Annotated in this window: 23 protein-coding genes; 4 read left to right on the forward strand and 19 right to left on the reverse strand. The window is 60.6% G+C overall.

Annotated features, from left to right (window positions below; genetic code table 11):
• The first annotated feature begins 74 nt into the window (after positions 1-74).
• Positions 75-959, forward strand: a complete 885-nt coding sequence (locus GUV69_RS21005; RefSeq protein ID WP_164205920.1) for a response regulator transcription factor — start codon at positions 75-77, stop codon at positions 957-959.
• 4 nt (positions 960-963) lie between these two features.
• On the opposite strand, the gene GUV69_RS21010 is transcribed toward GUV69_RS21005, so the two are convergent.
• The 18 genes from GUV69_RS21010 to GUV69_RS21095 all read right to left on the reverse strand — a co-directional run bounded on the left by GUV69_RS21010 (position 964) and on the right by GUV69_RS21095 (position 17013).
• A complete protein-coding gene (locus GUV69_RS21010; protein WP_167525104.1) occupies positions 964-1440 on the reverse strand; it encodes an Hpt domain-containing protein in 477 nt (158 codons plus the stop codon).
• A gap of 92 nt (positions 1441-1532) precedes the next feature.
• Entirely contained in the window at positions 1533-2417 is an 885-nt protein-coding gene (locus GUV69_RS21015) for a type II secretion system F family protein (protein ID WP_164205923.1), read from the reverse strand.
• Between the two features lie 4 nt (positions 2418-2421).
• Positions 2422-3354: a type II secretion system F family protein gene (locus GUV69_RS21020; RefSeq protein WP_164205925.1), complete on the reverse strand. Its 933-nt coding sequence runs from the start codon at positions 3352-3354 to the stop codon at positions 2422-2424.
• Positions 3355-3359: 5 nt separating this feature from the next.
• Positions 3360-4901 carry a TadA family conjugal transfer-associated ATPase gene (locus GUV69_RS21025; protein WP_164205927.1) on the reverse strand — a complete coding sequence of 514 codons (1542 nt, stop codon included), beginning with the start codon at positions 4899-4901 and terminating at the stop codon, positions 3360-3362.
• Positions 4902-6098, reverse strand: coding sequence for a CpaE/TadZ family protein (locus GUV69_RS21030; protein ID WP_164205929.1), 1197 nt, complete (start codon positions 6096-6098; stop codon positions 4902-4904).
• A complete protein-coding gene (gene cpaB, locus GUV69_RS21035) occupies positions 6095-6865 on the reverse strand; it encodes a Flp pilus assembly protein CpaB (protein ID WP_164205931.1) in 771 nt (256 codons plus the stop codon). The genes GUV69_RS21030 and cpaB (GUV69_RS21035) overlap by 4 nt, the downstream gene beginning before the upstream one ends.
• Positions 6866-6905: 40 nt before the next feature.
• Positions 6906-7934, reverse strand: coding sequence for a pilus assembly protein TadG-related protein (locus GUV69_RS21040; RefSeq protein WP_164205933.1), 1029 nt, complete (start codon positions 7932-7934; stop codon positions 6906-6908).
• Positions 7922-8311 (reverse strand): TadE/TadG family type IV pilus assembly protein, encoded by a 390-nt coding sequence (locus tag GUV69_RS21045; protein ID WP_164205935.1) that lies wholly within the window; start codon positions 8309-8311, stop codon positions 7922-7924. Before GUV69_RS21045 ends, GUV69_RS21040 begins: the two co-directional genes overlap by 13 nt.
• Before the next feature lie 121 nt (positions 8312-8432).
• The gene (locus GUV69_RS21050; RefSeq protein ID WP_164205937.1) at positions 8433-8666 is read right to left on the reverse strand and encodes a Flp family type IVb pilin; all 234 of its coding nucleotides are present in this window, start codon (positions 8664-8666) and stop codon (positions 8433-8435) included.
• A gap of 256 nt (positions 8667-8922) precedes the next feature.
• On the reverse strand, positions 8923-9801 hold the full coding sequence (locus GUV69_RS21055; protein ID WP_164205939.1) for a type II secretion system F family protein: 879 nt from the start codon (positions 9799-9801) through the stop codon (positions 8923-8925).
• 10 nt (positions 9802-9811) lie between these two features.
• Positions 9812-10753 (reverse strand): type II secretion system F family protein, encoded by a 942-nt coding sequence (locus GUV69_RS21060; RefSeq protein ID WP_164205941.1) that lies wholly within the window; start codon positions 10751-10753, stop codon positions 9812-9814.
• Positions 10754-10756: 3 nt separating this feature from the next.
• On the reverse strand, positions 10757-12070 hold the full coding sequence (locus GUV69_RS21065) for a TadA family conjugal transfer-associated ATPase (RefSeq protein WP_431197134.1): 1314 nt from the start codon (positions 12068-12070) through the stop codon (positions 10757-10759).
• Between the two features lie 158 nt (positions 12071-12228).
• Complete coding sequence (locus tag GUV69_RS21070; RefSeq protein WP_164205945.1) at positions 12229-13428, reverse strand: CpaE/TadZ family protein; 1200 nt, start codon at positions 13426-13428, stop codon at positions 12229-12231.
• Entirely contained in the window at positions 13428-14210 is a 783-nt protein-coding gene (gene cpaB / locus GUV69_RS21075) for a Flp pilus assembly protein CpaB (protein WP_164205946.1), read from the reverse strand. The genes GUV69_RS21070 and cpaB (GUV69_RS21075) overlap by 1 nt, the downstream gene beginning before the upstream one ends.
• A 53-nt stretch (positions 14211-14263) precedes the next feature.
• Positions 14264-15334: a pilus assembly protein TadG-related protein gene (locus GUV69_RS21080; protein ID WP_431197135.1), complete on the reverse strand. Its 1071-nt coding sequence runs from the start codon at positions 15332-15334 to the stop codon at positions 14264-14266.
• Between the two features lie 2 nt (positions 15335-15336).
• On the reverse strand, positions 15337-15744 hold the full coding sequence (locus tag GUV69_RS21085; RefSeq protein ID WP_164205951.1) for a TadE/TadG family type IV pilus assembly protein: 408 nt from the start codon (positions 15742-15744) through the stop codon (positions 15337-15339).
• 116 nt (positions 15745-15860) lie between these two features.
• Positions 15861-16067: a Flp family type IVb pilin gene (locus tag GUV69_RS21090; protein ID WP_167525105.1), complete on the reverse strand. Its 207-nt coding sequence runs from the start codon at positions 16065-16067 to the stop codon at positions 15861-15863.
• A 280-nt stretch (positions 16068-16347) separates the two neighbouring features.
• On the reverse strand, positions 16348-17013 hold the full coding sequence (locus GUV69_RS21095; protein ID WP_164205953.1) for a prepilin peptidase: 666 nt from the start codon (positions 17011-17013) through the stop codon (positions 16348-16350).
• A gap of 296 nt (positions 17014-17309) precedes the next feature.
• On the opposite strand from GUV69_RS21095, the gene rplM reads away from it, so the two are divergent.
• The 3 genes from rplM to glmM all read left to right on the forward strand — a co-directional run bounded on the left by rplM (position 17310) and on the right by glmM (position 19797).
• Positions 17310-17753 (forward strand): 50S ribosomal protein L13, encoded by a 444-nt coding sequence (gene rplM, locus GUV69_RS21100; protein ID WP_015937805.1) that lies wholly within the window; start codon positions 17310-17312, stop codon positions 17751-17753.
• 38 nt (positions 17754-17791) lie between these two features.
• A complete protein-coding gene (gene rpsI, locus GUV69_RS21105) occupies positions 17792-18298 on the forward strand; it encodes a 30S ribosomal protein S9 (RefSeq protein WP_164205955.1) in 507 nt (168 codons plus the stop codon).
• A 137-nt stretch (positions 18299-18435) separates the two neighbouring features.
• Positions 18436-19797 (forward strand): phosphoglucosamine mutase, encoded by a 1362-nt coding sequence (gene glmM, locus GUV69_RS21110; protein WP_164205957.1) that lies wholly within the window; start codon positions 18436-18438, stop codon positions 19795-19797.
• A 69-nt stretch (positions 19798-19866) separates the two neighbouring features.
• Here glmM and mscL read toward each other — a convergent pair whose 3' ends face one another.
• Positions 19867-20256, reverse strand: a complete 390-nt coding sequence (gene mscL, locus GUV69_RS21115) for a large conductance mechanosensitive channel protein MscL (RefSeq protein WP_164205959.1) — start codon at positions 20254-20256, stop codon at positions 19867-19869.
• Positions 20257-20304 lie beyond the last annotated feature (48 nt).

Consider the following 20304-nt stretch of genomic DNA (forward strand, 5'->3'; position numbering starts at 1 on the left):
AGAGAGTTGGAGTGAAAAAGGGATTAGCGCTGGGCTGATGGGGGCCTTTTTCACCTGGCATCAGGGATAGAAAAATGGAAGATCTTGGGGTAGCAGTCGTAATCGAAGACGACGTGGATATACGCAATCTCCTGGAGGGTGTGCTGCGTCAGGCAGGATTTGTGGTCCATACCGCAGCCGAGGGACGGGAAGGCGTGGAGGTCGTTCGGAACAACAGCGCCAATGTGGTCACGTTGGATATCGGGCTCCCGGACATTGACGGGTTTGAGGTCCTGCGCCGGATCAGGAATTTCAGCGATGCGTACGTGGTTATGCTGACGGGCCGGACCGATGAGCCTGATCTGCTCTCGGCCCTGAACGCCGGCGCGGATGACTACATCGCGAAGCCGTTCCGCCCACGTGAACTCAGGGCAAGGGTTGCCGCGATGATGCGCCGGCCCCGCCATGAGATCACGCGGCAGCAACACACGCCAACTTGGGCTGTGGCTCCGGCAGGTCCGCGGCTGGGAACGACAGCCGGACAGAGTGCCTGGACACAGACTCCGCCGGGGCAGGCTTCGTCTGGCAACACTTCAACAGGTTCTGTGGGTGGGGAACACGGCGTCCTACAGCACAACGGACTGGTTCTGAATTACCGGACCCGCACTGTGATGATCGGCGAAGCACCTCTTGGGCTCACCCGCAGCGAGTTTGACCTTCTGCATACGCTGCTCCGCGGTGAGGGGGCCGTCTGCACGCGGGCCGATCTGGTGCGGGCCGTCCGCGGTGACCTGTACGAACCGGACGCCTACATCAGTGATGCGGATGAGCGGGCAGTGGAGGTCCACGTGGGGAATCTCCGCCGCAAGCTCAAGGAAGATCCGCAGTCACCGCGCTGGCTCCAGACCGTCCGGGGTGTCGGTTACCGGCTGGCACCACATCGGACGGACAGCCCGGCGTGGCCTGGCGGTGAACGCTGAGGGGTTAGCTGTTCCTCTGGAGGTAGGTGTCCCGGAGTTCGGAGACGGTGCGGACCCCGTGCTCGGCCAGACTTGCCAGCAGTTGGTGGGCCTTCCCGAAATCGCTGCCCCGGACGCAGTCCTCGAGCGCCTGGGCAAAGGTGGCCAACCGGATCCCGCCCACCATGGCGGACGCGATCCGAACGCTGATGATGGCGTCCAGTGCGGCTACCCGGTCCTGGTCCTGGACGGCTGCTGTCAGCCGGCTAAAGCGTTGGTCCCACAAGGCGGCGTAGTCGCGCGCGAAACCGTGGGCGAGTTCGGGGCCTTCCAGTTCGGCTTCCAACTCAGCCAGGATCTCAGGTTCAACCCACCGTGCAGACTCCGTGCCCGCCGTCGGGGTGGCTGGAATCACGCCACCTGCCACGTCCGCCGCCGCTCCCGTAGCCGGCGGCTCGGCGGGGGCACCCCCGCTGCTGGAGGTGACTGGTGGACTGTCCATCCGTCAAGGCTACTTCCTGTGATTAGGTGCGGACCCATTTTCAATAGAACCTGTGGAAAACTTGCGCCATCCTTGACTGCCTTGAGCGAAGATCACTGGCCGCTGAACGTGACAACTGTGTTAATAACGGCGGGCCCTAGAATCGCGATAAATAGGACGGGAAAGATAAAGAACAGCAACGGGAAAAGAATCATCACGGGCAGTTTCATCGCTTTCTCCTCGGCACGCTGGCGTCGTTTCACCCGCATAACCTTGGCCTGGATCCGCAGGACCCGGCTAATGGCAATGCCGTAGGTGTCGGCTTGGACCACGGCCTGGACAAAGCTCCGCAGTTCGGGGATGCTGGTCCGCTCGGCCAGCGCCTGATACGACTCACGGCGGCTGCGGCCCACCTGCATGTCCTGCAGGGTGCGGACCAGCTCGTCTGCGAGTGGTCCCTTGCCGTTTTCGCCGGCCCGGGCCATCGCGCCTTCGAAGCCGAGTCCCGCCTCCACCGAGATCAGCATCTGGTCCAGAGTGTTGGCCAGTTCCAGTTGCATGGCCTTCTGGCGTTCCGTGCCCTTGCTATAAAGGAGCAGGTCCGGGATGAAGTAGCCGAGGAAGAGGAGGAACAGGCCCGCCAGCTTCATGATGGGCGTGCTGCCGACGGCGGTCATGTAGAGTCCCAGCGCTGCGCCGGCCAGGCCGAGGGCCAGCTTCGAACCCAGGACTTTCCCCAGCGGCATGGACAGCGGCCGGCCGGCCAGGGAGAGCAGACGGTCGAGTTTGCGCACATAAGCCGGGGGAGTCAGGCGGTAACCGATCCCGGCCACAAAGCCTGCGCTCTTCTTTTCGGGTTCGTCGACAGCCCGGCGGCCGCGTGTCAGGATGGCGACGGTGGCTGTCCGTGCTTTCCGGTCGACGGAGAGGAGTGACCATGCAAGGTAGCCGATGGGTACGGAGACCAGCAGCAGGGCGGAGAGAATTATTGGGCTCATGGTGTCAGAATTTCAGATCGATGATCTTGCGCATCCAGAGGCTGCCGATGGTCATCAGGACAACAGATGCCCCGATCATTGCCCAGCCCAGCGGATGCGTGAACATCGAGTTCATGTAGCCCGGATTGACCGTCATCAGCATCAGCACGATGCCAAAGGGCATGGCGATGAGAATGTACGCGGAGAATTTACCTTCGGCGGCAAGGGACTTGATGTGGCCCTTGATCTCGCTGCGCTCGCGGATGGTTTCGTTGACCTGGTCCAGCACTTCGGCCAGGTTTCCTCCCACTTCGCGGTTGATCTGGATGGCCTGGGCAATCCAGACGAAGTCCTCGTTCCGCATCCGCTCCGATGTGTCAGTGAGGGAGGCCAGTAGGTCGCGGCCCAGGCTGGTTTCGGTGATGACGCGCCGCATCTCCTCGGACGTGGGGCTCTGGGATTCAGCCGCGGCGGCATCGATGGCCCTCAGGATGCTGTGTCCTGCCCGGAGCCCGCCGGAGAGCAGCTGCAGGGTGTCACCGAGTTGGGTGTCAAACTTGGCCCGCCGTTTTCCGGCAAGGAATCCGAGGACAAGGTGGCCTGCAAAAGGTGCCAGGACTACAAGCAGGACGGAGATCACGGGAAGGCCGATCACCATTCCCACCAGCGCTCCCACAATTGCGCCGGCAATGACCAACACCATGTATTCGGCCTGGCTGAACCGCACTCCGGAGTTCTCCAACACCTCACGGTTGTACAGCCGGACGTTCCGGTTCGCGAGGAACCGGTCCAAGGCCCCAACGGTCGCGTCAGCCAGGCGGGTAATGCTCGACGGCGGATCCGCCTGATAGGGCCGGCGCCTGTCGAGTGCGATGTCAGGTGTTCGGGGCAGCACGAGTGCCACGCCCACCATGATGGGGGCGAGGAACAGGAACGCGGTTCCGATAATGATCAGCATGAGCCCTAAACCTTTCCGCTGCCCATGGGGTCCGCTCCGGCCGGAGCCGAGCCAACCGGGGTGGCAAACACGGAGGGAGACACGTGGATCCCAAGGTCTTCGAAACGGTCAATGAACCGCGGCCGGATGCCCGTGGCGACGGGTTTGCCCAGGAAGCGTCCATGCTGGTCAACGCCGGCGGAGTAGTCGAACACAAAGGCGTCCTGCAGGGTGACGATGTCCCCTTCCATGCCCTGGACCTCGGTGACGTGGGTGATGCGGCGGGAGCCGTCCCGAAGACGGGAGATCTGGACGATGAGGTTGACTGCGGACGCGATCTGTTCCCTGATGGCGCGCAGCGGCAGGTCCATGCCGGCCATGAGGACAAGGGTCTCCAGACGGGCCACGGCATCGCGGGGAGAGTTGGAGTGCACGGTGGACAGTGACCCGTCGTGACCGGTGTTCATGGCCTGCAGCATGTCCAGTGATTCGCCGCCGCGGACCTCACCCACCACGATGCGGTCCGGGCGCATACGCAGCGAGTTCCTGAGCAGTTCCCGGATGGTCACTTCGCCCTTGCCCTCAGTATTGGGCGGGCGGCTCTCCAGCCGGACCACGTGGTCCTGCTGGATCTGGAGTTCCACTGCGTCTTCGATGGTGACGATGCGTTCGTTTGCGGGCAGGAACGAGGACAGGACGTTTAGGAGTGTGGTCTTCCCGGTACCGGTACCGCCGGACACAATGATGTTGAGTTTGGCTTTGACGCAAGCATTGAGCAGCTCGGCCATTTCCGGTGTAAGTGTGCCGAAATCGATGAGATTCCGGACTGTCAGCGGGACTTTGCTGAATTTACGGATGGTCAGCGAGGACCCGCCCACTGCCAGCGGAGGGATCACAGCGTTGACGCGGGAGCCGTCTTCGAGGCGGGCATCCACCAGGGGAGAGGACTCGTCAATGCGGCGGCCCACCTTGGATACGATGCGCTCGATGACTTTGCGCAGGTGCTCCTCGGAGCTGAACCGGGATTCCGCGAGCGTCAGGTGCCCTTTGCGCTCCACGTAGATCTGGTCCATGCGGTTGACCATGATTTCAGTGACGGCGGGATCGTCAAGCAGCCGCTGGAGCGGGCCGTATCCAAGGACGTCGTCCGCCACGTCCTGGACCAGCCGGGTGCGTTCCTCGGGGGAGAGCGGCACCTGTTCAGCATCGATGATCCGGATGAGTTCATCACGGGCAGAGGATTTGAGTTCCTGCTCGGTAATGGCCGAATCGTTAAACCGGGCACCGAGATGCTCGAAGAGTGCCGTCGCGGCGCGCTCCTTCAGGGCCGCAAAGGCGTCCACGGGTTGCTGGGTCTTCGGCCGCGTCTCTTCCGGGAGTGCCTGCGCGGGGGCGGCAACAGCGGCAGGAGGAGCCGCCGTCGTCCGCTTTTCCGCGGGCTGTTCATACCACTGCACGCGCTGGGCGGGAACCTCAGGGCGTGGCACCTCAAGCGTCGGGGCTGAAGCCTTGGCGGCGGGTGGCTGGGCTACCGCCTGGGCGGCGCTGATGCGCTCTGAAAGTTTCATCTAGACCACTACCCTTCGGTGCAGTTTGCGCTGGGATTTGGCCCGCCACACGGGATTGAACCGCTCGACCAGCTGGTTGAGCCCTTTGACTGCAGGGTCCTTGACTGGTTCCTGCAGCACCGGAATCCCGCGGTTTGTGGACAAAGCCACGGCGCGGGAACGCGGGATGCTCACATCGATGGGCGCCCCGATGGTGGATTCCAGGTCCTGGACGGTGAGGCCGATTTTCGGGTCCGCCATGTTCAGCACAACGTGACGGGTTTCGGGAGCGATGTTCAACTGGCGCAGAATGTCCAGGCCGGAGCGCAGGCCCCGCACGCTGGGGATGTCCATGCCGCTGACCCAGACCACATCCGTGCACTTTTCCATGGCTGCAAGCCCGATCTCAGGCAGTCCGGGGGCGGTGTCCACTACCACATACTGGAACTGCGCTGACAGCTGATCAAGCAGCCGGGTGATCTGGTCCGGGGTGATTTCATCTGCATCAACCGGTGTTGGGGGAGCGCAGAGCGCATATATTCCGCCGGGGTGCACCGTGAGGAAGGCCTTGAGGACCAGGGAATCCTGGCTGGCGGCGGGAGATACGGCGTCAGTCACCGTGTGCTCGGGGTCCAGGTACAGGCCCGATGCGACGTCCCCGAACTGGAGGTCAAGGTCCACGATGACCACGCTCATCGGGGCAATCTTCCCCAGCCCGACGGCGATGTTGGTGGCCAGGGTAGTTTTGCCCACCCCGCCCTTCGGCGAGAAGACCCCGATCACCAGGCCGTTGTTGTTTTCGGCTGCCTGCTGTGGCGCAAGGGGGCGGTAGCGGCTGGCGAAGGACTGGCTTGCCCGTTCCAGGAGGACCCGCAACTGGGCAACGTCGGATTCGGGGGCGACGATGTCCTTGATGCCCGCGCGCATGGCGTGCAGGAGAAAGGTGGGCTCCGGTTCGGCGGCCACAATGACACTGAGTTCGGGGAAGCCGACGCTCAGGACGGTGGCGAAGCGGAGTGCCTCGTCCAGAGGCACTCCAGGTCCGAGCACCAGGACCTCCGGCTGCTCCTGGTCCAGGCTGGCGAAGAGCTGGTGCGGGTCGGCTGGGAGCAGGCTGGTGAAGAAGGTCTGCACGCCGCCCTGGAGTCCGCCGGCCACGGCCTGGCGGAGGCGGGAGTCGAAGCCGGCGTCGGGGGTAATGAGGACGAAGCGGCTCATTTGTAGAGGTCCTGCCGGGTCATCACGCGGGGTCCGTTGTCCTTGGCGTCCAGGGGTTCCCTGCTGAGCCAGATGGATGCATACTCCGCAGCGAACACGATCTTGCTCGAGTTCACGTCGTTGACCGCCACCGTAACCATCAGCATCCCGGTGGGAAGGTTCACGTCCCGGGGGTCGGGCTGGGCCTCTTCTATGGCCGTCGGTGCCGGCTTTGCCGTGGCGCCTTCCGGCGCTCGCTGGACGGCGGTGACCAGCGCCTTGTGGATGGAGAGTTGGACGGTTTCCTTATCCGGCTTTTCCTCCATCCCGCCGTTAGGCATGGAGATGAAGATGCCCACGGTGTCCCCGGGTGCCAGGCGGCCGCCCACAACGCGCTGCGGTTCGAGCTGGAAGGTGACTTCCTGAAGTCCTGCCGGCACGGATACCGAGCCGGAGGCCTTCAGCTCTTCGGGGGAGACGAGGCGTTCGGCCAGCAGCTGCTCTCCGGGCACCAGGTCTGCGGCGGCTACCTTTCCGGTGGCGCCGTCCAAGGTGTTCAAAGCTGTTTTGGCGACGGCGGTGCCCGGCAGTTGCTGCAGAGCCACCGCTGCCTTCACCGTGTCAACCGATGAGCCCGCAGGTACGGCCTTGCTGACCACCAGGACCCCTACCGGCTCCAGGCCGCTGACCGCCCGCTGGTCCGCGCCCTGCGCGTACGACACGACGATGACCGCGCCAGCGATGGCCAACAGGACTGCCACCACTCCTGCCAACAAACGTGACTTCACTGACTGCTCCTGTGCGTATTGAAAAGCGGAATGTTCCGGGCTAGCTGCTGAGCGCCACGACGGTGGCGCCGTCCGGGTTGATGGGACCCAGGACATAACCGTTGGCCAAGGAAACGTACTTGACGAAGGTTCCGATGATGCCGCGGCATGGCTCGCGGCACTCGAGGGTTGAGGGAACATCGGGTGATCTGTTGCGGAACGTATAGGGAAGCCCCGTGCTGCCAACTTTCCACCCGGCCACTTTGAACGCGGCAAAGGTGGTCAGACCGAAAACGGCGTTTGTTCCTGTGCCGGTCACCTTGTTGAAGATCGGGAGCAGGAGGATGACATCCTTGCCGGCGTTCATGTCCGCGGCCCAGCCGTTCAGCGTGGTCGCGCAGTTGGGCGGCGCGTTGTTGCCGGTGTCGCCGCCGGCCGTGCTGGCGGCGATGTCGATGAGTGCACCGCATTGGCCGGGATCCTGTTTCAGTTCACCGAACCCGCCTTCCACCGCGGCGCCTGATGGTCCGTAGTTGCAGTCCGGGTTGGCGTTCTTTCCGTGCAATTGAAGAAGCTGCATCACGTCGGTCCTGTCTCGAACCTGACAAACCGAGACTGTGATGGGGAAGGGTGTGGGCCCCTTCTCCGGGCTGCCCCACTTGACGGTCGCGGGGGCGGTGACCTCGGCCGTATTCATTCCTAGGGCACGGGCGAAGAATAAGGACACTTCGTTGGGGGAGTGGCCGGCCTCTTGAGCGGAAGCCGTAACCGTCACTGTCCGGGTAGATGTGTTGAGGACGGCGGACTGGACGTTGCTAAGGCCGTCGACAGCGTTGCCATTGGCCAGCCCCGCGGCCAGGGATGATGTTGGCGAGCAGTCCGGATTGGTGACGCTCTTTGCGCACTTTTGGGCGATTGCCAACGCGGCCGCATCGGCGCCGTTGCGAAGCTGGGTCCGCTCCGCGTACATCATGCTCACATCCACGGCGATGGCCCCGAACGCGAGCAGCGCCACCAGCATGAAAGCGACGATGATGCTGACTGCGCCGCGTTCGCTGTCGTGGCTGCGATCCTTTTTTAGCCGCCGCACAGCATTGCTCCCTTGCCGGTCATGGTAAACGGACCGGCGATGCCGGTCATGGTGGCAAGGCTGTACGTGATGGTTACGGTGATCTGCGGACTTGAGCCTGCAGCGGCGGTGACCGGGCACGGGGTGCCGAATCTGATATTCGTGTCCTGCAGCGCCGGTCTAAGTGAGACGGCTGCGTTTTTCGCCGCCGTCTTTGCGACATCTGCCTTGCCTGTGATGGCCATGACGCGGACGCCCTCACGGGCGGCCGCTGCAAGCGAAGCCTGCGCGTTATAGGCGCGGCTGAACTCCATGATGCCCAGCAGCAGCATGACAAGGACGGGCGCCACGATCGCGAACTCGACCGCAACGGCTCCGCGCTCGGATGCCCTGGACATTGGTCTGCGCCTCTCGATGGAAGAAGTCGTTAACATTTGCAAAAAAGGGCGGCGGCAGATTGCCGCCGCCACCCCTTGGGCCTTGTAGTCGCTTTACACCTGAGGCCATCAGGCAGGCAACTTACGGATTAGTGCAGGCGCCATCTACATCCCCTGCCGCTGGGATATAGTCGCCCTTGCCTCCAACATTGCACTGGATATTGTTGAACGTATCGCTAAGGGTCGTGCCAAGGAGGGTGACAGCGACGATGATGACGACCGCGATGAGTGCGACCATGATGCCGTATTCGACGGCGGTGGCCCCCTTTTCATTGCGCTGGAGGCGGGTCGTGAGGTTGGTGTATAGAGAAAGCATCGAAGACTCCTGAGCGAGTGGGAAGCTGGCCCTGCACCAGCTCTAAAACGAAGCTAACAACCCTTGATTCGAGGTTGATGGAATCTTGCAACATCCTGCGCAAAGGCTCGCTGTCGATGGGCTATGCTGCGCAATTCCGTGGTGAATCTAGTGCCAAACCTTGGAATTGGAAGCGTCCGAGCACACAAGCGGACCCCCTCGGTTCTGGGTGCCGAGGGGGTCCGGTTCTTGGGGCGACGATGGCGCCATGATGGATTTAGAGCAATGTGTTCATGATATTGATAGCGGCAGGTCCGAGAAGAACTATGAATAGCACTGGGAATATGAAAGTCAAAAGTGGGAAGAGCACTTTTACGGGGAGTTTCATCGCCTTTTCCTCGGCCCGTTGGCGGCGCTTCACTCTTGCCTGTTTGGCTTGAGTACGAAGGACACGTGCGAGCCCAATGCCATACTTATCCGCTTGCACTACAGCTCGAACAAAACTGCGCAATTCCGCCACCGAAGACCGGTCAGCCAGTGACTGGTAGGCCTCCTGTCTAGGTCGCCCCACTTGCATGTCCTGGAGGGTCCGCATCAGCTCCTCGGCCAGAGGTCCCTTGCCGTACTGGCCGGCCCTGGCCATGGCCGCTTCGAAGCCGAGTCCGGCCTCCACCGAGATCAGCATTTGGTCTAAGGCATTTGGCAGTTCAAGTTCTATGGCTGCTTGTCGTTTGATTCCCTTGTTGTAAACCAAGAGATCAGGAACGAAGTATCCGAGTATTGTGACAACAATGCCGATGCCCACACTCTGCAGCGAGGGCGTGTTTCGGAATACAACTATCCCTAGCGCGGCTCCAAGCAGCGCAAGAATTGGCTTCGCGATGATCAGTTTCTCCAGTGGCATGGACACGGGGCGGCCCGCCAGCGAAAGCCAACCATCCAGTTTTGCTTCATAACTGCCAGGAGTGAGCCGTTTGGCGAATCCGAGCATCAGGGGAGGACGCGTTGCAGCAGTCGCCCCATTTTGGGCGAATCCCTGGCCGAGATTGGTCTGCACAGCAAGCGCTCCGCGTCGGTCCAGCGTGACAAGAACCCAGGTGAAGTACGCGAGTGGAAGCACGATGGCCGCGATTACGACCCAAGCGATGGGAGTCATGAGGGTCCTCCTAGAACTTGATCTTTACGGTGCGACTCATCCAGAATCCGCCGAGGACGAACATGACCACACTGGCCGCGACCATCACGTTGCCTAAGGGCTCGTCGACAAAGACGCTCATGTATCCCGGGTTGACGAAGGAAAGCATGACCGCCACTGCGATTGGCATGACCATCAGGACAATTGCCGACATCTTGCCCTCTGCGCTCAGTGAGCGCACCTGGCCTTTGATCTCGGTGCGTTCACGAATGGTTTCGGCCACCTGTTGCAGCACTTCTGCGAGATCACCACCGACTTCCCTGTTTATTTGAATGGCTTGCCCGATCCAGCGAAAGTCCTCGCTGTCCATTCGCTCCGCGGTTTCGTCCAAGGCTTGCCCGATGTCTTTGCCGATCCTGCTTTCGTTAACGATTCGCGTCAATTCCTCTGACGTAGGCGCCTCAGATTCCAGCCCAGCAGCCTCCATTGAACGCATGACGCTGTGTCCTGCCCTCAGTCCGCCAATGAGCATTTGGATCGTATCGATCAGTTGGGCTTCGAACTTGCCGCGGCGTTTGTCGGTGCGAACGCTTAGAATGAACCGCACTGCAAATGGCGTAGCCGCACCGATGAGGACACCTAATATGGGGTTGGACAGCAGTGTTCCTAGCAATCCTGCCAAGAAAGCTACGACAGCTACGAGAACAGTGAAATCAGCCGGCCCCATTTTTAGGCCAGCGTTATATAGCAAGTTCCGGTTGAACGGCCCCCCTGATTTTCCTAGGAATCCGCCCATGCCGTCGACGACCGACTGTGAAACTCTGCTGAATGACGTTTGTGTCGGATCCGTCTGCGGCCTCCTGCGATCGACCGGGATCGCCCCGTAGCGCGGTTTAAGAACTACGAGCAGCAGCAGTAGAAGTGCGCCGAAGCAAAGCACGACTGCCAGCATGAGAATTGCGGGAGTTTCCACGGCCTATCGCCTTCCTTGTGGATTCATAGCTCCACCAAACACGGCAGGTGAAACCACGATCCCGAGTTCTGAAAAGCGGTCCAGGAACCGCGGACGTATCCCAGTTGATATGGGTTTGCCCACGAATCTCCCTTGAGCATCCATTCCAGCTGCGTAGTCGAAGACGAAGACGTCTTGGAGGGTGACGATCTCCCCCTCCATTCCCTGCACTTCCGTAACGTGTGTCACGCGGCGGCTTCCATCGCGAAGTCTAGTGACCTGGATGATCAGGTCCACCGCTGACGACACTTGTTCGCGGATAGCACGAAGAGGCAGATCCATCCCTGCCATCAGCACCAGGGTCTCGAGGCGTGCGACTGCGTCCCGAGGAGAGTTGGCATGCACAGTTGAAAGGGAGCCATCGTGGCCCGTGTTCATGGCCTGCAGCATGTCCAAGGATTCGCCGCTCCGAACCTCACCCACGATGATTCGGTCCGGGCGCATGCGCAGTGAGTTGCGGACAAGCTCGCGAATGCCGATTGCGCCCTTCCCCTCTATATTTGGTGGACGGCTTTCCAACCGGACCACGTGCTCCTGCTGGAGTTGTAGCTCGACGGCATCCTCAATGGTCACGATTCGATCGTCTTCCGGAATGAAGGAAGAGAGGACATTCAGGAGGGTGGTTTTTCCTGTGCCCGTTCCACCGGAAACGATGATGTTGAGTCGCGCCTTTACGCATGCACTGAGAAGTTCCGCCATTTCTACAGTGATCGAACCCCAGTCGATGAGATTCCGCACGGTCAGAGGCACATGGCTGAACTTGCGGATGGTGAGCGATGGTCCGTTTACGGCCAAGGGCGGAATGATTGCGTTTACTCGGGAGCCGTCCTCCAGGCGCGCATCCACAAGTGGCGATGATTCGTCGATCCGGCGGCCTACCTTGGACACGATGCGTTCGATGACTTTCCTCAGATGGTCATCCGAGCTGAATTGCGAACCCGTCAAGGTGAGGTGACCATTTCGCTCAATGTAGATCTGGTCAAAGCGGTTGACCATAATCTCCGTAACGGAAGGATCTTCCAGGAGCCGCTGGAGCGGTCCGAATCCCATGACCTCGTCCGCAATTTCACGGATAAGGCGGCGCCTCTCTTCGGGCGACAGAGGAACTTGTTCTTCGTCGATTACCGCTGACAGCTCGTCTACGGCATGTGCCCGTAGCTCTTCTTCCGAGGCTGAAGAATCGCCGAAACGTGTTCCCATCCGGTCGAACAGGGCAAGGGCAGCTCGCTGCTTTAGACCTGCCAGAGCATCCACCGCAGGCGGCGGTGTCCCCTTCAGGGAGGCTAACGGTGATCCAATCGGTGTGCGCGCAGGCGCCGCCGGCAATTCTACAGACTTCTGGAAGGACCGCGATTCGCCCGCTGCAGCCGTGGAGACTTCCTTAGTGGCAGCGGAAGCAGGGACGCCGTTTGACTTGGAGAGCCGATCTGAGAGTCTCACGATACAACCACCCTTCGGTGAAGTTTGTTCTGGCTGGATGACACCCAAAGCGGGTCGAAGCGGTCCACCAGCTTTTTAAGGCCCTTGGAGGCGGAGTCCCTTGCGTTGCTCTGCAGGACCGGTATACCGCGGTTCGTAGAAAACGGAAGCGTCCGTGAACGGGGAATCACCGCATCGATTGGGACTCTGATAGTGGCTTCGACATCTTCCACCGAGAGTCCGCTCTTGCGGTCCGCGAAGTTCAGGACCGTATGCCTGCCCTGCGGCAACAGCTGCAGTTCCTTCAAGACACTGAGGCTCTTGCGGAGGCCGCGGACGCTCGGCACGTCCATACCGCACACCCAGACACCGTCCGTAGCCTGTTCGAGGGTGGCCAGAACGTGTTCGCCAAGACCGGGGGCTGTGTCGACGATGACGTACTTGAATTCCCCCGCCAACTGGTTGAGGAGTCTGCTTACATGGTCGGCTGTAATGTAATCCGATTCAGCAGGGGTTCGTGGAGCGCAGAGTGCATAAATGCCGGCCGGATGCACGGTAAGAAATGCTTTGAGGACCATTGAGTCCTGGGACGCGGTGCCGTGTACGGCTTCAGTGATGCAGTGCTCGGGCTCTAGCATGAGTCCCGAAGCTACGTCCCCGAATTGCAGGTCCAGGTCGACTATGACAACTCCCATCGGAGCTACTTTTCCGAGCCCAATGGCCAAGTTCGTTGCCACAGTGGTTTTTCCCACACCCCCTTTTGGGGACATGACCGCGATGACGCGGCCACGTTCATGCCCCGACTCAGCAGCCGGTGCCATGCCTCTGCGGCGACTTGCAGATGCGAGGCATGCGCGCTCGAGAAGTATGCGAATGTCATTGACTACGATTTCCGGAGTAACTACATCCCTGATACCTGACTGCATGGCACGGAGGATAAGTTCGGGCGCGGGGTCAGCTATGAGTAACAGGCTGATTTCCGGGTATTGAAGGTCAAATACTGTCGCGAGCTTCAATGCATCTTCGGGAGCTACGCCGGGGCCGAGAATTAGCACTTCCGGCGGTGCCCCATTGAGCTGCCGGAAGACGTCGTCCGGGCCACCAGCCAGGACTTCGGGGGACAAGGTCTGCAGTTCTCCATGCAGCGCACCGGCGATTGCCTGCCGCACGCGGCTCTCAAAGTCCCGAACTGCCGTAATGGCAACAAACCGACTCATCAGTACAGCCCTCCAAAGGTAGTGACCGGAGGGTCACTCTTCGTTGTGGTATCCGTCTGTTTGGCCAGCCAAATGGTGCCAAACTCGGCACCGTAGATCATCTTGGCAGCGTCGGCATCATTACGCGCAACGGTTATGAAGGCGGACCCGTTCGGCATTTCAATGCCGGCATCCGAGCCTTCGGAGCCGCTACTGGTCCCGGACTTTTTGGTGTCAGGGGCAGCCTTCTGCACAGCTGTCACTAGGACGTCATGGAATAGCAGCCCAGTGGACTGTTTCCAGCCTTTGACCTCTTCAGGAACAGGAGCGCTGGCTGGCATGTCGTCCTGGGACTTGAACGAGGTGTATACCGTCACCGTATCGCCAGCCTCAATGCGGCCGCCCAGGATACGTTCGGGCGAAAGGAGGAATGTAACTTCTTCCAGACCATCAGGTACTGGCACAGTTCCCGGCAAAAGCTCCTTGGGGTCCACGAGCCTGGTGGCCAGAAGTTGTTCCCCTGGTTCCAAGGCCACGGTAGTGACCTTCCCCAGCTGATCGTTTAGGCGCTCAAGGGCTCCTTCCGGCACAGCCGCCTTCGGAATGGCCTGCAGTTCGAGATATTCGTTGAGGACTTCTGCTTTGGTGCCGGCGGGCACGGGTTTCTTGACGATTAGCACATTTACGGGTTCAAGCCCTTGCGCTGCTCGATTGTCGGCTCCCTGTACGTAAACTACGAGCATCACAGTTCCGATGATTGCCAACAACAGTGCCGCAATGCCTCCCAGTAGGCGTGATTTCACTTCAGTTTGCTCCTTCGCGTTGATCTTGTCTTATTGGTCCGAGTCGCCCTGCGCTACTTGGATAGCCGAACGGCAGAACCGCCGTGGTTTGCTCCGGTACTCAATGACATTCCCTCTTCAAGGGAGACAAAGCGGGTAAAATATCCTTGCAGGAATCGACAATTTTTATCCACTTTGTCTTTGTCGTCCAAACATTTTGGAGCTTCAGGGTCGAAGTGCTCTATGCTGCCGCTGAACTTGAAACCCGTCACTTGAAAGGCAGCGAATCCGATGAGTGAATAGACCGTGTTATCGCCGTTACCCGTGTTTGAGTCAAAGAGGGGAATTAGCGCGGGCTCATCCATAATGGTGTCCTTCAACGCATCGCATGCTTTGACTTTTCCAGCGTCGTTCGGAAAGTGATTGCCTGGCTGACCATCTACGGTGGCGGAGAGATCTATGTCTGTCGAACAATCGGTGTTTGTCTCGAGCCATCCAAAGCCGCCCGGGCGGTACCCATTTTGGGCAGCGCAACCTGGGTAGGTCGGCGTGTTTTCGTCGTAGCGAAGCAAAATGTGGGTGTCTGTGGGATAGCCCTCGAAGCTGCCTGTCGTATTCAACGAGTGAAGCTGAGTCGGTGTCAGCACTGACTGGAAGACGCATTCGCTGACGGTCCACGGAAGAGTGGTCGCCTTTGTCGGCGTTCCCCACGTAGCTTCAGCCACAGCATGGATAACGGCGTTTTCATTGCCTAATACCCGTGCAAAGAACAGCTCAAAGCTGTCCTCAGTGGAGCCTGCCGCCTGAGAATTGGTTTCAACACGGACGGTGTTGGTATTCGGTTGAGTCACCGAGAAAACGCCGGCTGATCCGTCGGTGGTGTTATCACCGGCGAGTAGATTCCCTTCGGTGGCCATCGCGACCGAGCAGTCAATGCCTTTGGCGCAGTCCCCTGCAATAGCCAGGGCTGTGGCGTCAGCGCCGGTCTGCAGTTGAGCCTTTTCGGCATACATTGCGCCGACGTCGACTGCCAACGCTGCGAAGCCGAGTAGCGCGACCAGAGCGAACGCCACAACTACCGCCGTGGCACCTCGCTCGCGGTCCTCCTCCGGCTCGGCTGGTTCTGCAGCCCGCACTGTATGCATTTTCAACCGCCGCATCTCATTACTCCTACACCTGTGAGTGTCATTGGAAAGATGCCGGGTGAGCCGAACCAGCCGGCATCGAGGAACCCAGAAAGCGAACCAAGCTCCACGCTGGTCGATACCTCCACGTCCAGGTTTGGTCCGCAGGCGCTTGCGTTGTCGTCAACGGTGACGCCCAGATCCTCTAGAGTTGGGGCTGCTCCTAGCGCTGTGCCCTCAACATCGAGGGCGTCCTTGTTGTAGTTGATGGCAGCATGCCTTGCGCCTTCGCGTGCTGCCTGGGTTAATGAATTTTGGACGTTAAAAACCCGGCCAAACTCCATCGTGCCGATAAGAATCAAGAGCAGTAGAGGGAGGACGATTGCCATCTCAACGGCTACTGCACCGCGCTCTTTCTGTTTCCGTTTCAAGAAGATCTCCCAGGGCCTTGTATCCCAGCGGAACACTTGCCGGCCGGGTGGAATAAGAGGTGGGCCGACTCCGGCGCGGGTTAATGACCAGCGCCGGAGCCGGCAGTGGTTCGGAATTACTCGGTTTCTCCACCGAGCGAGGTGGTGACGTCGTCGAAAAGGCCGTCCACTGCGCCGCCGAGGAAGCCGGCTCCAACTGCCACCACGACAGCGATGAGGGCCACCATAAGGCCGTACTCCACCATCGTTGCACCCTTTTCGGAGGAGAGACGATCCTTGACGCCGGCGACAAAAGCCATCATGGAGACCATAAGAGAAGTCATTGTATTTTCCTTTAATTCGGTGAAATGGATTTGAATTGATTCCAACGAATTTCCAGCTGCCCCCATATTTCCTAGCGGTTGCTGGACTTCGCTAAGAAGAGATTGTCAGTCGGGGCTTTTGGCAACAATGCGTAGAGGTACCCGACTTTTTCCGGATCATTTCAACGGCGTACTCGAAATAGAACTTGGAGTACTCGCAAGAGGGCAATGTGTACGCAGGCCACTACTCGGACGTGGCCGCGTATGTGATCGCTAGCGGTGCTGACGGGGCGTCGCGGGCCTAGGCCAGAAAGAGCGCAACGCCGGCTGCGGCCGCAAGCATGGACGGCCCGTGAGGCACCTCAGAGGTACGTTCTGAGCGGTTGTTGCGCAGGATGACGACCGTGACGGCCCCATTCAGGATGAATCCCAGCAGGCCGCCGTACAGCAAATGGCTCCACCCTAGGTAGCCCAAGTAAAGACCGATGGGTGCCGCGAATTTGACGTCGCCCATTCCCATGCCGGCGGGGGAAATAATCGCCAGAATCAGGTAGATGACGAAGAGAATCGCTCCGCTGGCGGCTGCTCGGAGCACGTCCGGCCACTGCAATCCACCAAAGACCGCGACCAGAAGGCAAAGGAGGCCACCTGCTAACAGGGAAAAAACCAGGGGGTTCGGCAGCAAATGCAGCGACATATCAATTCGCGCCAGCTGCACGCCAATAATGGCGAGGAGTACGAAGGCCGGCAAAGCTGCGTCGAATCCGAAGCGCCAAGCGAAGGCGGCGCAAAGCGCGCCGGTGATCACCGCCGTCGTAATCCTTGTACGCGTGACGGGCAGTCCGCCGATCCGGGGGAGGAGCCTGGCGATCAGCAACTCAGCTATGGGTGAGAGAATGAGTCCCAGGAGTCCGAACCCGGCCACAAACAGCGGCACCGTTGAACCGGCGTAGCCCAAAGAAGTCATCGAGTCCCCCTGCTTGAATCGGGCCGGCGCGTGGTGAAGGCAGTCCGGCTCACCCATTTTGACCCTGGGGCCGAGTTCAAGCTAACATTGGTAGTCGTTGTGCGTGTCCTTTCTCGATGATGCGTGCCCGCTTGAGAATCCGGTTGCAGGATGACTACTCAACGAGCACATTCGAGACTTCTGGATGACTGGTTACATAGAGCCCTCACCTCTGTTCCGGTAGCGCATAGATAGTAGGTGCACACGTTTGAGTGACACCTAAACAAGAACGCCAGAACAAGAACGAGGCAAAAACCGTGCGTACGTACACCCCGAAGCCCGGCGATATCAACCGCCAGTGGCACGTCATTGACGCCACAGACGTTGTCCTTGGTCGTCTTGCCAGCCAGACCGCAATCCTGCTGCGCGGCAAGCACAAGGCCACCTTTGCATCCCACATGGACATGGGCGACTTCGTCATCATCATCAACGCTGAAAAGGTAGCCCTGACCGGCGCCAAGCTGGAGCAGAAGCGCGCATACCGCCACTCCGGTTACCCGGGCGGCCTGACCTCCGTCAACTACGCGGAACTCCTGGAGTCCAACCCGGTCCGCGCCGTTGAGAAGGCCATCAAGGGCATGCTCCCCAAGAACTCACTCGCTGCACAGCAGCTGGGCAAGCTGAAGGTGTACCGCGGTGCAGAGCACCCCCATGCCGCCCAGCAGCCCAAGACTTTCGAAATTACCCAGGTCGCCCAGTAGTCCTGGCCACCAAACAACTTATCTATACAAGGAGAATCGTGGCTCAGAACGAAGAGACCACCGAAGCCGTTGAGGCTGAGGAAACCCTGACCAGCTACACCTCTGAAAGCGGAGCTGCTGAAGCTGCTGCGCCGAAGAAGGAGCGCCCGGCCCTGACCGTTGCCGGCGCAGCTGTTGGCCGCCGCAAGGAAGCTGTTGCACGCGTCCGCGTTGTACCGGGTTCCGGCAAGTGGACCATCAACGGCCGTGCGCTGGACAACTACTTCCCGAACAAGCTGCACCAGCAGGACGTCAACGAGCCCTTCAAGATCCTTGATCTCGAAGGCGCCTACGACGTCATCGCCCGTATTCATGGCGGCGGCATCTCCGGCCAGGCCGGCGCACTGCGTCTCGGCATCGCCCGTTCACTGAACGAGATCGACGTCGACAACAACCGCGCCACCCTGAAGAAGGCCGGTTACCTGCGTCGTGACGCACGCATCATCGAGCGCAAGAAGGCTGGTCTCAAGAAGGCCCGCAAGGCTCAGCAGTACTCCAAGCGCTAAATCCGCTTGCACAGAAGCCCGTTCCGCTATTGGCGGGGCGGGCTTCTGCCGTTAAGTTCGCATTTCATGACGAGTTCGCAGGCCGCCTGACCAGTCGTTTCAAACCCGGAACTCCGTATCCCCTAGACTTGACCCCGATGTCTAGATTATTTGGAACAGATGGAGTCCGGGGCCTGGCTAACGGCCTGTTGACGGCGGAGCTTGCCATGCAGCTCGCCCAGGCAGCCGCCGTCGTGCTGGGTCATGACCGCAACACCAATGGCACCCGGCCCCGCGCCGTGGTTGCGCGTGACCCCCGCGCCAGCGGCGAGTTCATCGCCGCGGCCGTTGAGGCCGGGCTCTCCAGCTCCGGCATCGATGTCTACGACGCCGGGGTGCTCCCGACACCGGCCGCGGCCTACCTTGTGGCCGATCTTGATGCCGACTTCGGCGTTATGATCTCCGCGTCGCACAACCCGGCGCCCGATAACGGCATCAAGTTCTTCGCCCGCGGCGGCCAAAAGCTCCCTGATGAGGTTGAAGACGCCATCGAGGAACAGATGGGCAAGGAGCCCGTCCGGCCTGTCGGCGCCGACGTGGGCCGCATCCAGCGCTTCTCAGACGCCGAGGACCGCTACGTCGTCCACCTGCTCGGCACCCTGCCGCACCGCCTGGACGGCCTCAAAGTGGTCTTGGACTGCGCCCACGGCGCCGCCAGCGGCTGCTCACCCCAGGTCTTCAAGGACGCCGGCGCGGACGTGGTCGTCATCGGCGCGGACCCCGACGGCCACAACATCAACGACGGCGTCGGGTCCACACACCTGGGTCAGCTCAAGGCCGCCGTGGTCGAACACGGTGCGGACCTGGGTATCGCCCACGATGGCGACGCCGACCGCTGCCTTGCAGTGGACCACGAAGGCAACGAGGTGGACGGCGACCAGATCATGGCGATCCTGGCCGTTGCCCTCAAAGCGTCGGGCAAACTCGTGGACGACGTCCTTGTCGCCACCGTCATGAGCAACCTCGGCCTCAAGATCGCGCTCCGCGAGGCAGGCATTAGCATCCGCGAAACGGCAGTAGGGGACCGCTACGTCCTGGAGAGCATGCGCGACGGCGGCTACAACCTCGGCGGCGAACAGTCCGGCCACGTGATCTTCGCCGATTACGCCACAACCGGCGACGGCGTCCTCACCGGCCTGCAGTTGGCCGCACAGATTGCCCTGACCGGCAAAACTCTCAAGGAACTGGCCACCGTGATGACCAAGCTCCCGCAGGTCCTCATCAACGTCAAGGGCGTTGATCGGACCCGCGTGAACAGGTCCGCGGCTCTCGCACAGGCTGTCACCGTGGCCGAATCCGAACTGGGCGAAACCGGCCGCGTCCTGCTCCGCCCGTCAGGTACAGAGCCCGTGGTCCGTGTCATGGTGGAGGCAGGCGACGAAGCCACTGCTGAGTCCATCGCCGAGCGGCTCGCCCAGGTGGTCCGCACCGAGCTTGCCCTCGAACTCGTCACTGACTGATCCAAGCCTTAAACAACTGTGGCCCGCCTCCGTGAGGAAGCGGGCCACAATTGTTTGGGACCGGAGAACCTAGCGTGCCCGGTCCCGCAGCGAATCGCGGATTTCGGTAAGCAGGGCGATCTGCGGATCCTCCGCTGCCTCTTCCTTGACATCGTGGTTGATGCCGAGCCGGCGGTTGCGGAGCTCGATCATGTGATTCATGGGCATGATGACCACGAAGTAGATGGCGGCGGCCACCAGCAGAAACGAAATGATGGAGGAGATAACGGATCCATACATGAATCCCTCCCACTGCATTTCTGCAATGCCCTTGGCACTGAACAGACGGCCGATCAACGGCGTGAGCAGGCCCTCGACGATTGAGGTCACGACGGCGCCGAAAGCGGCACCCATCACGACGGCGACAGCAAGGTCTACGACGTTGCCCTTCATGATGAAATTCTTGAATCCTGTCAACATAGAAGCCACGCTAATGCAGCAAGATGAGCCTCACATGACCACCCTGTA

This window comes from [Micrococcus luteus] ATCC 49442 (genome assembly GCF_010367585.1).
In the GTDB taxonomy this organism is placed as follows: domain Bacteria; phylum Actinomycetota; class Actinomycetes; order Actinomycetales; family Micrococcaceae; genus Arthrobacter; species Arthrobacter luteus_A.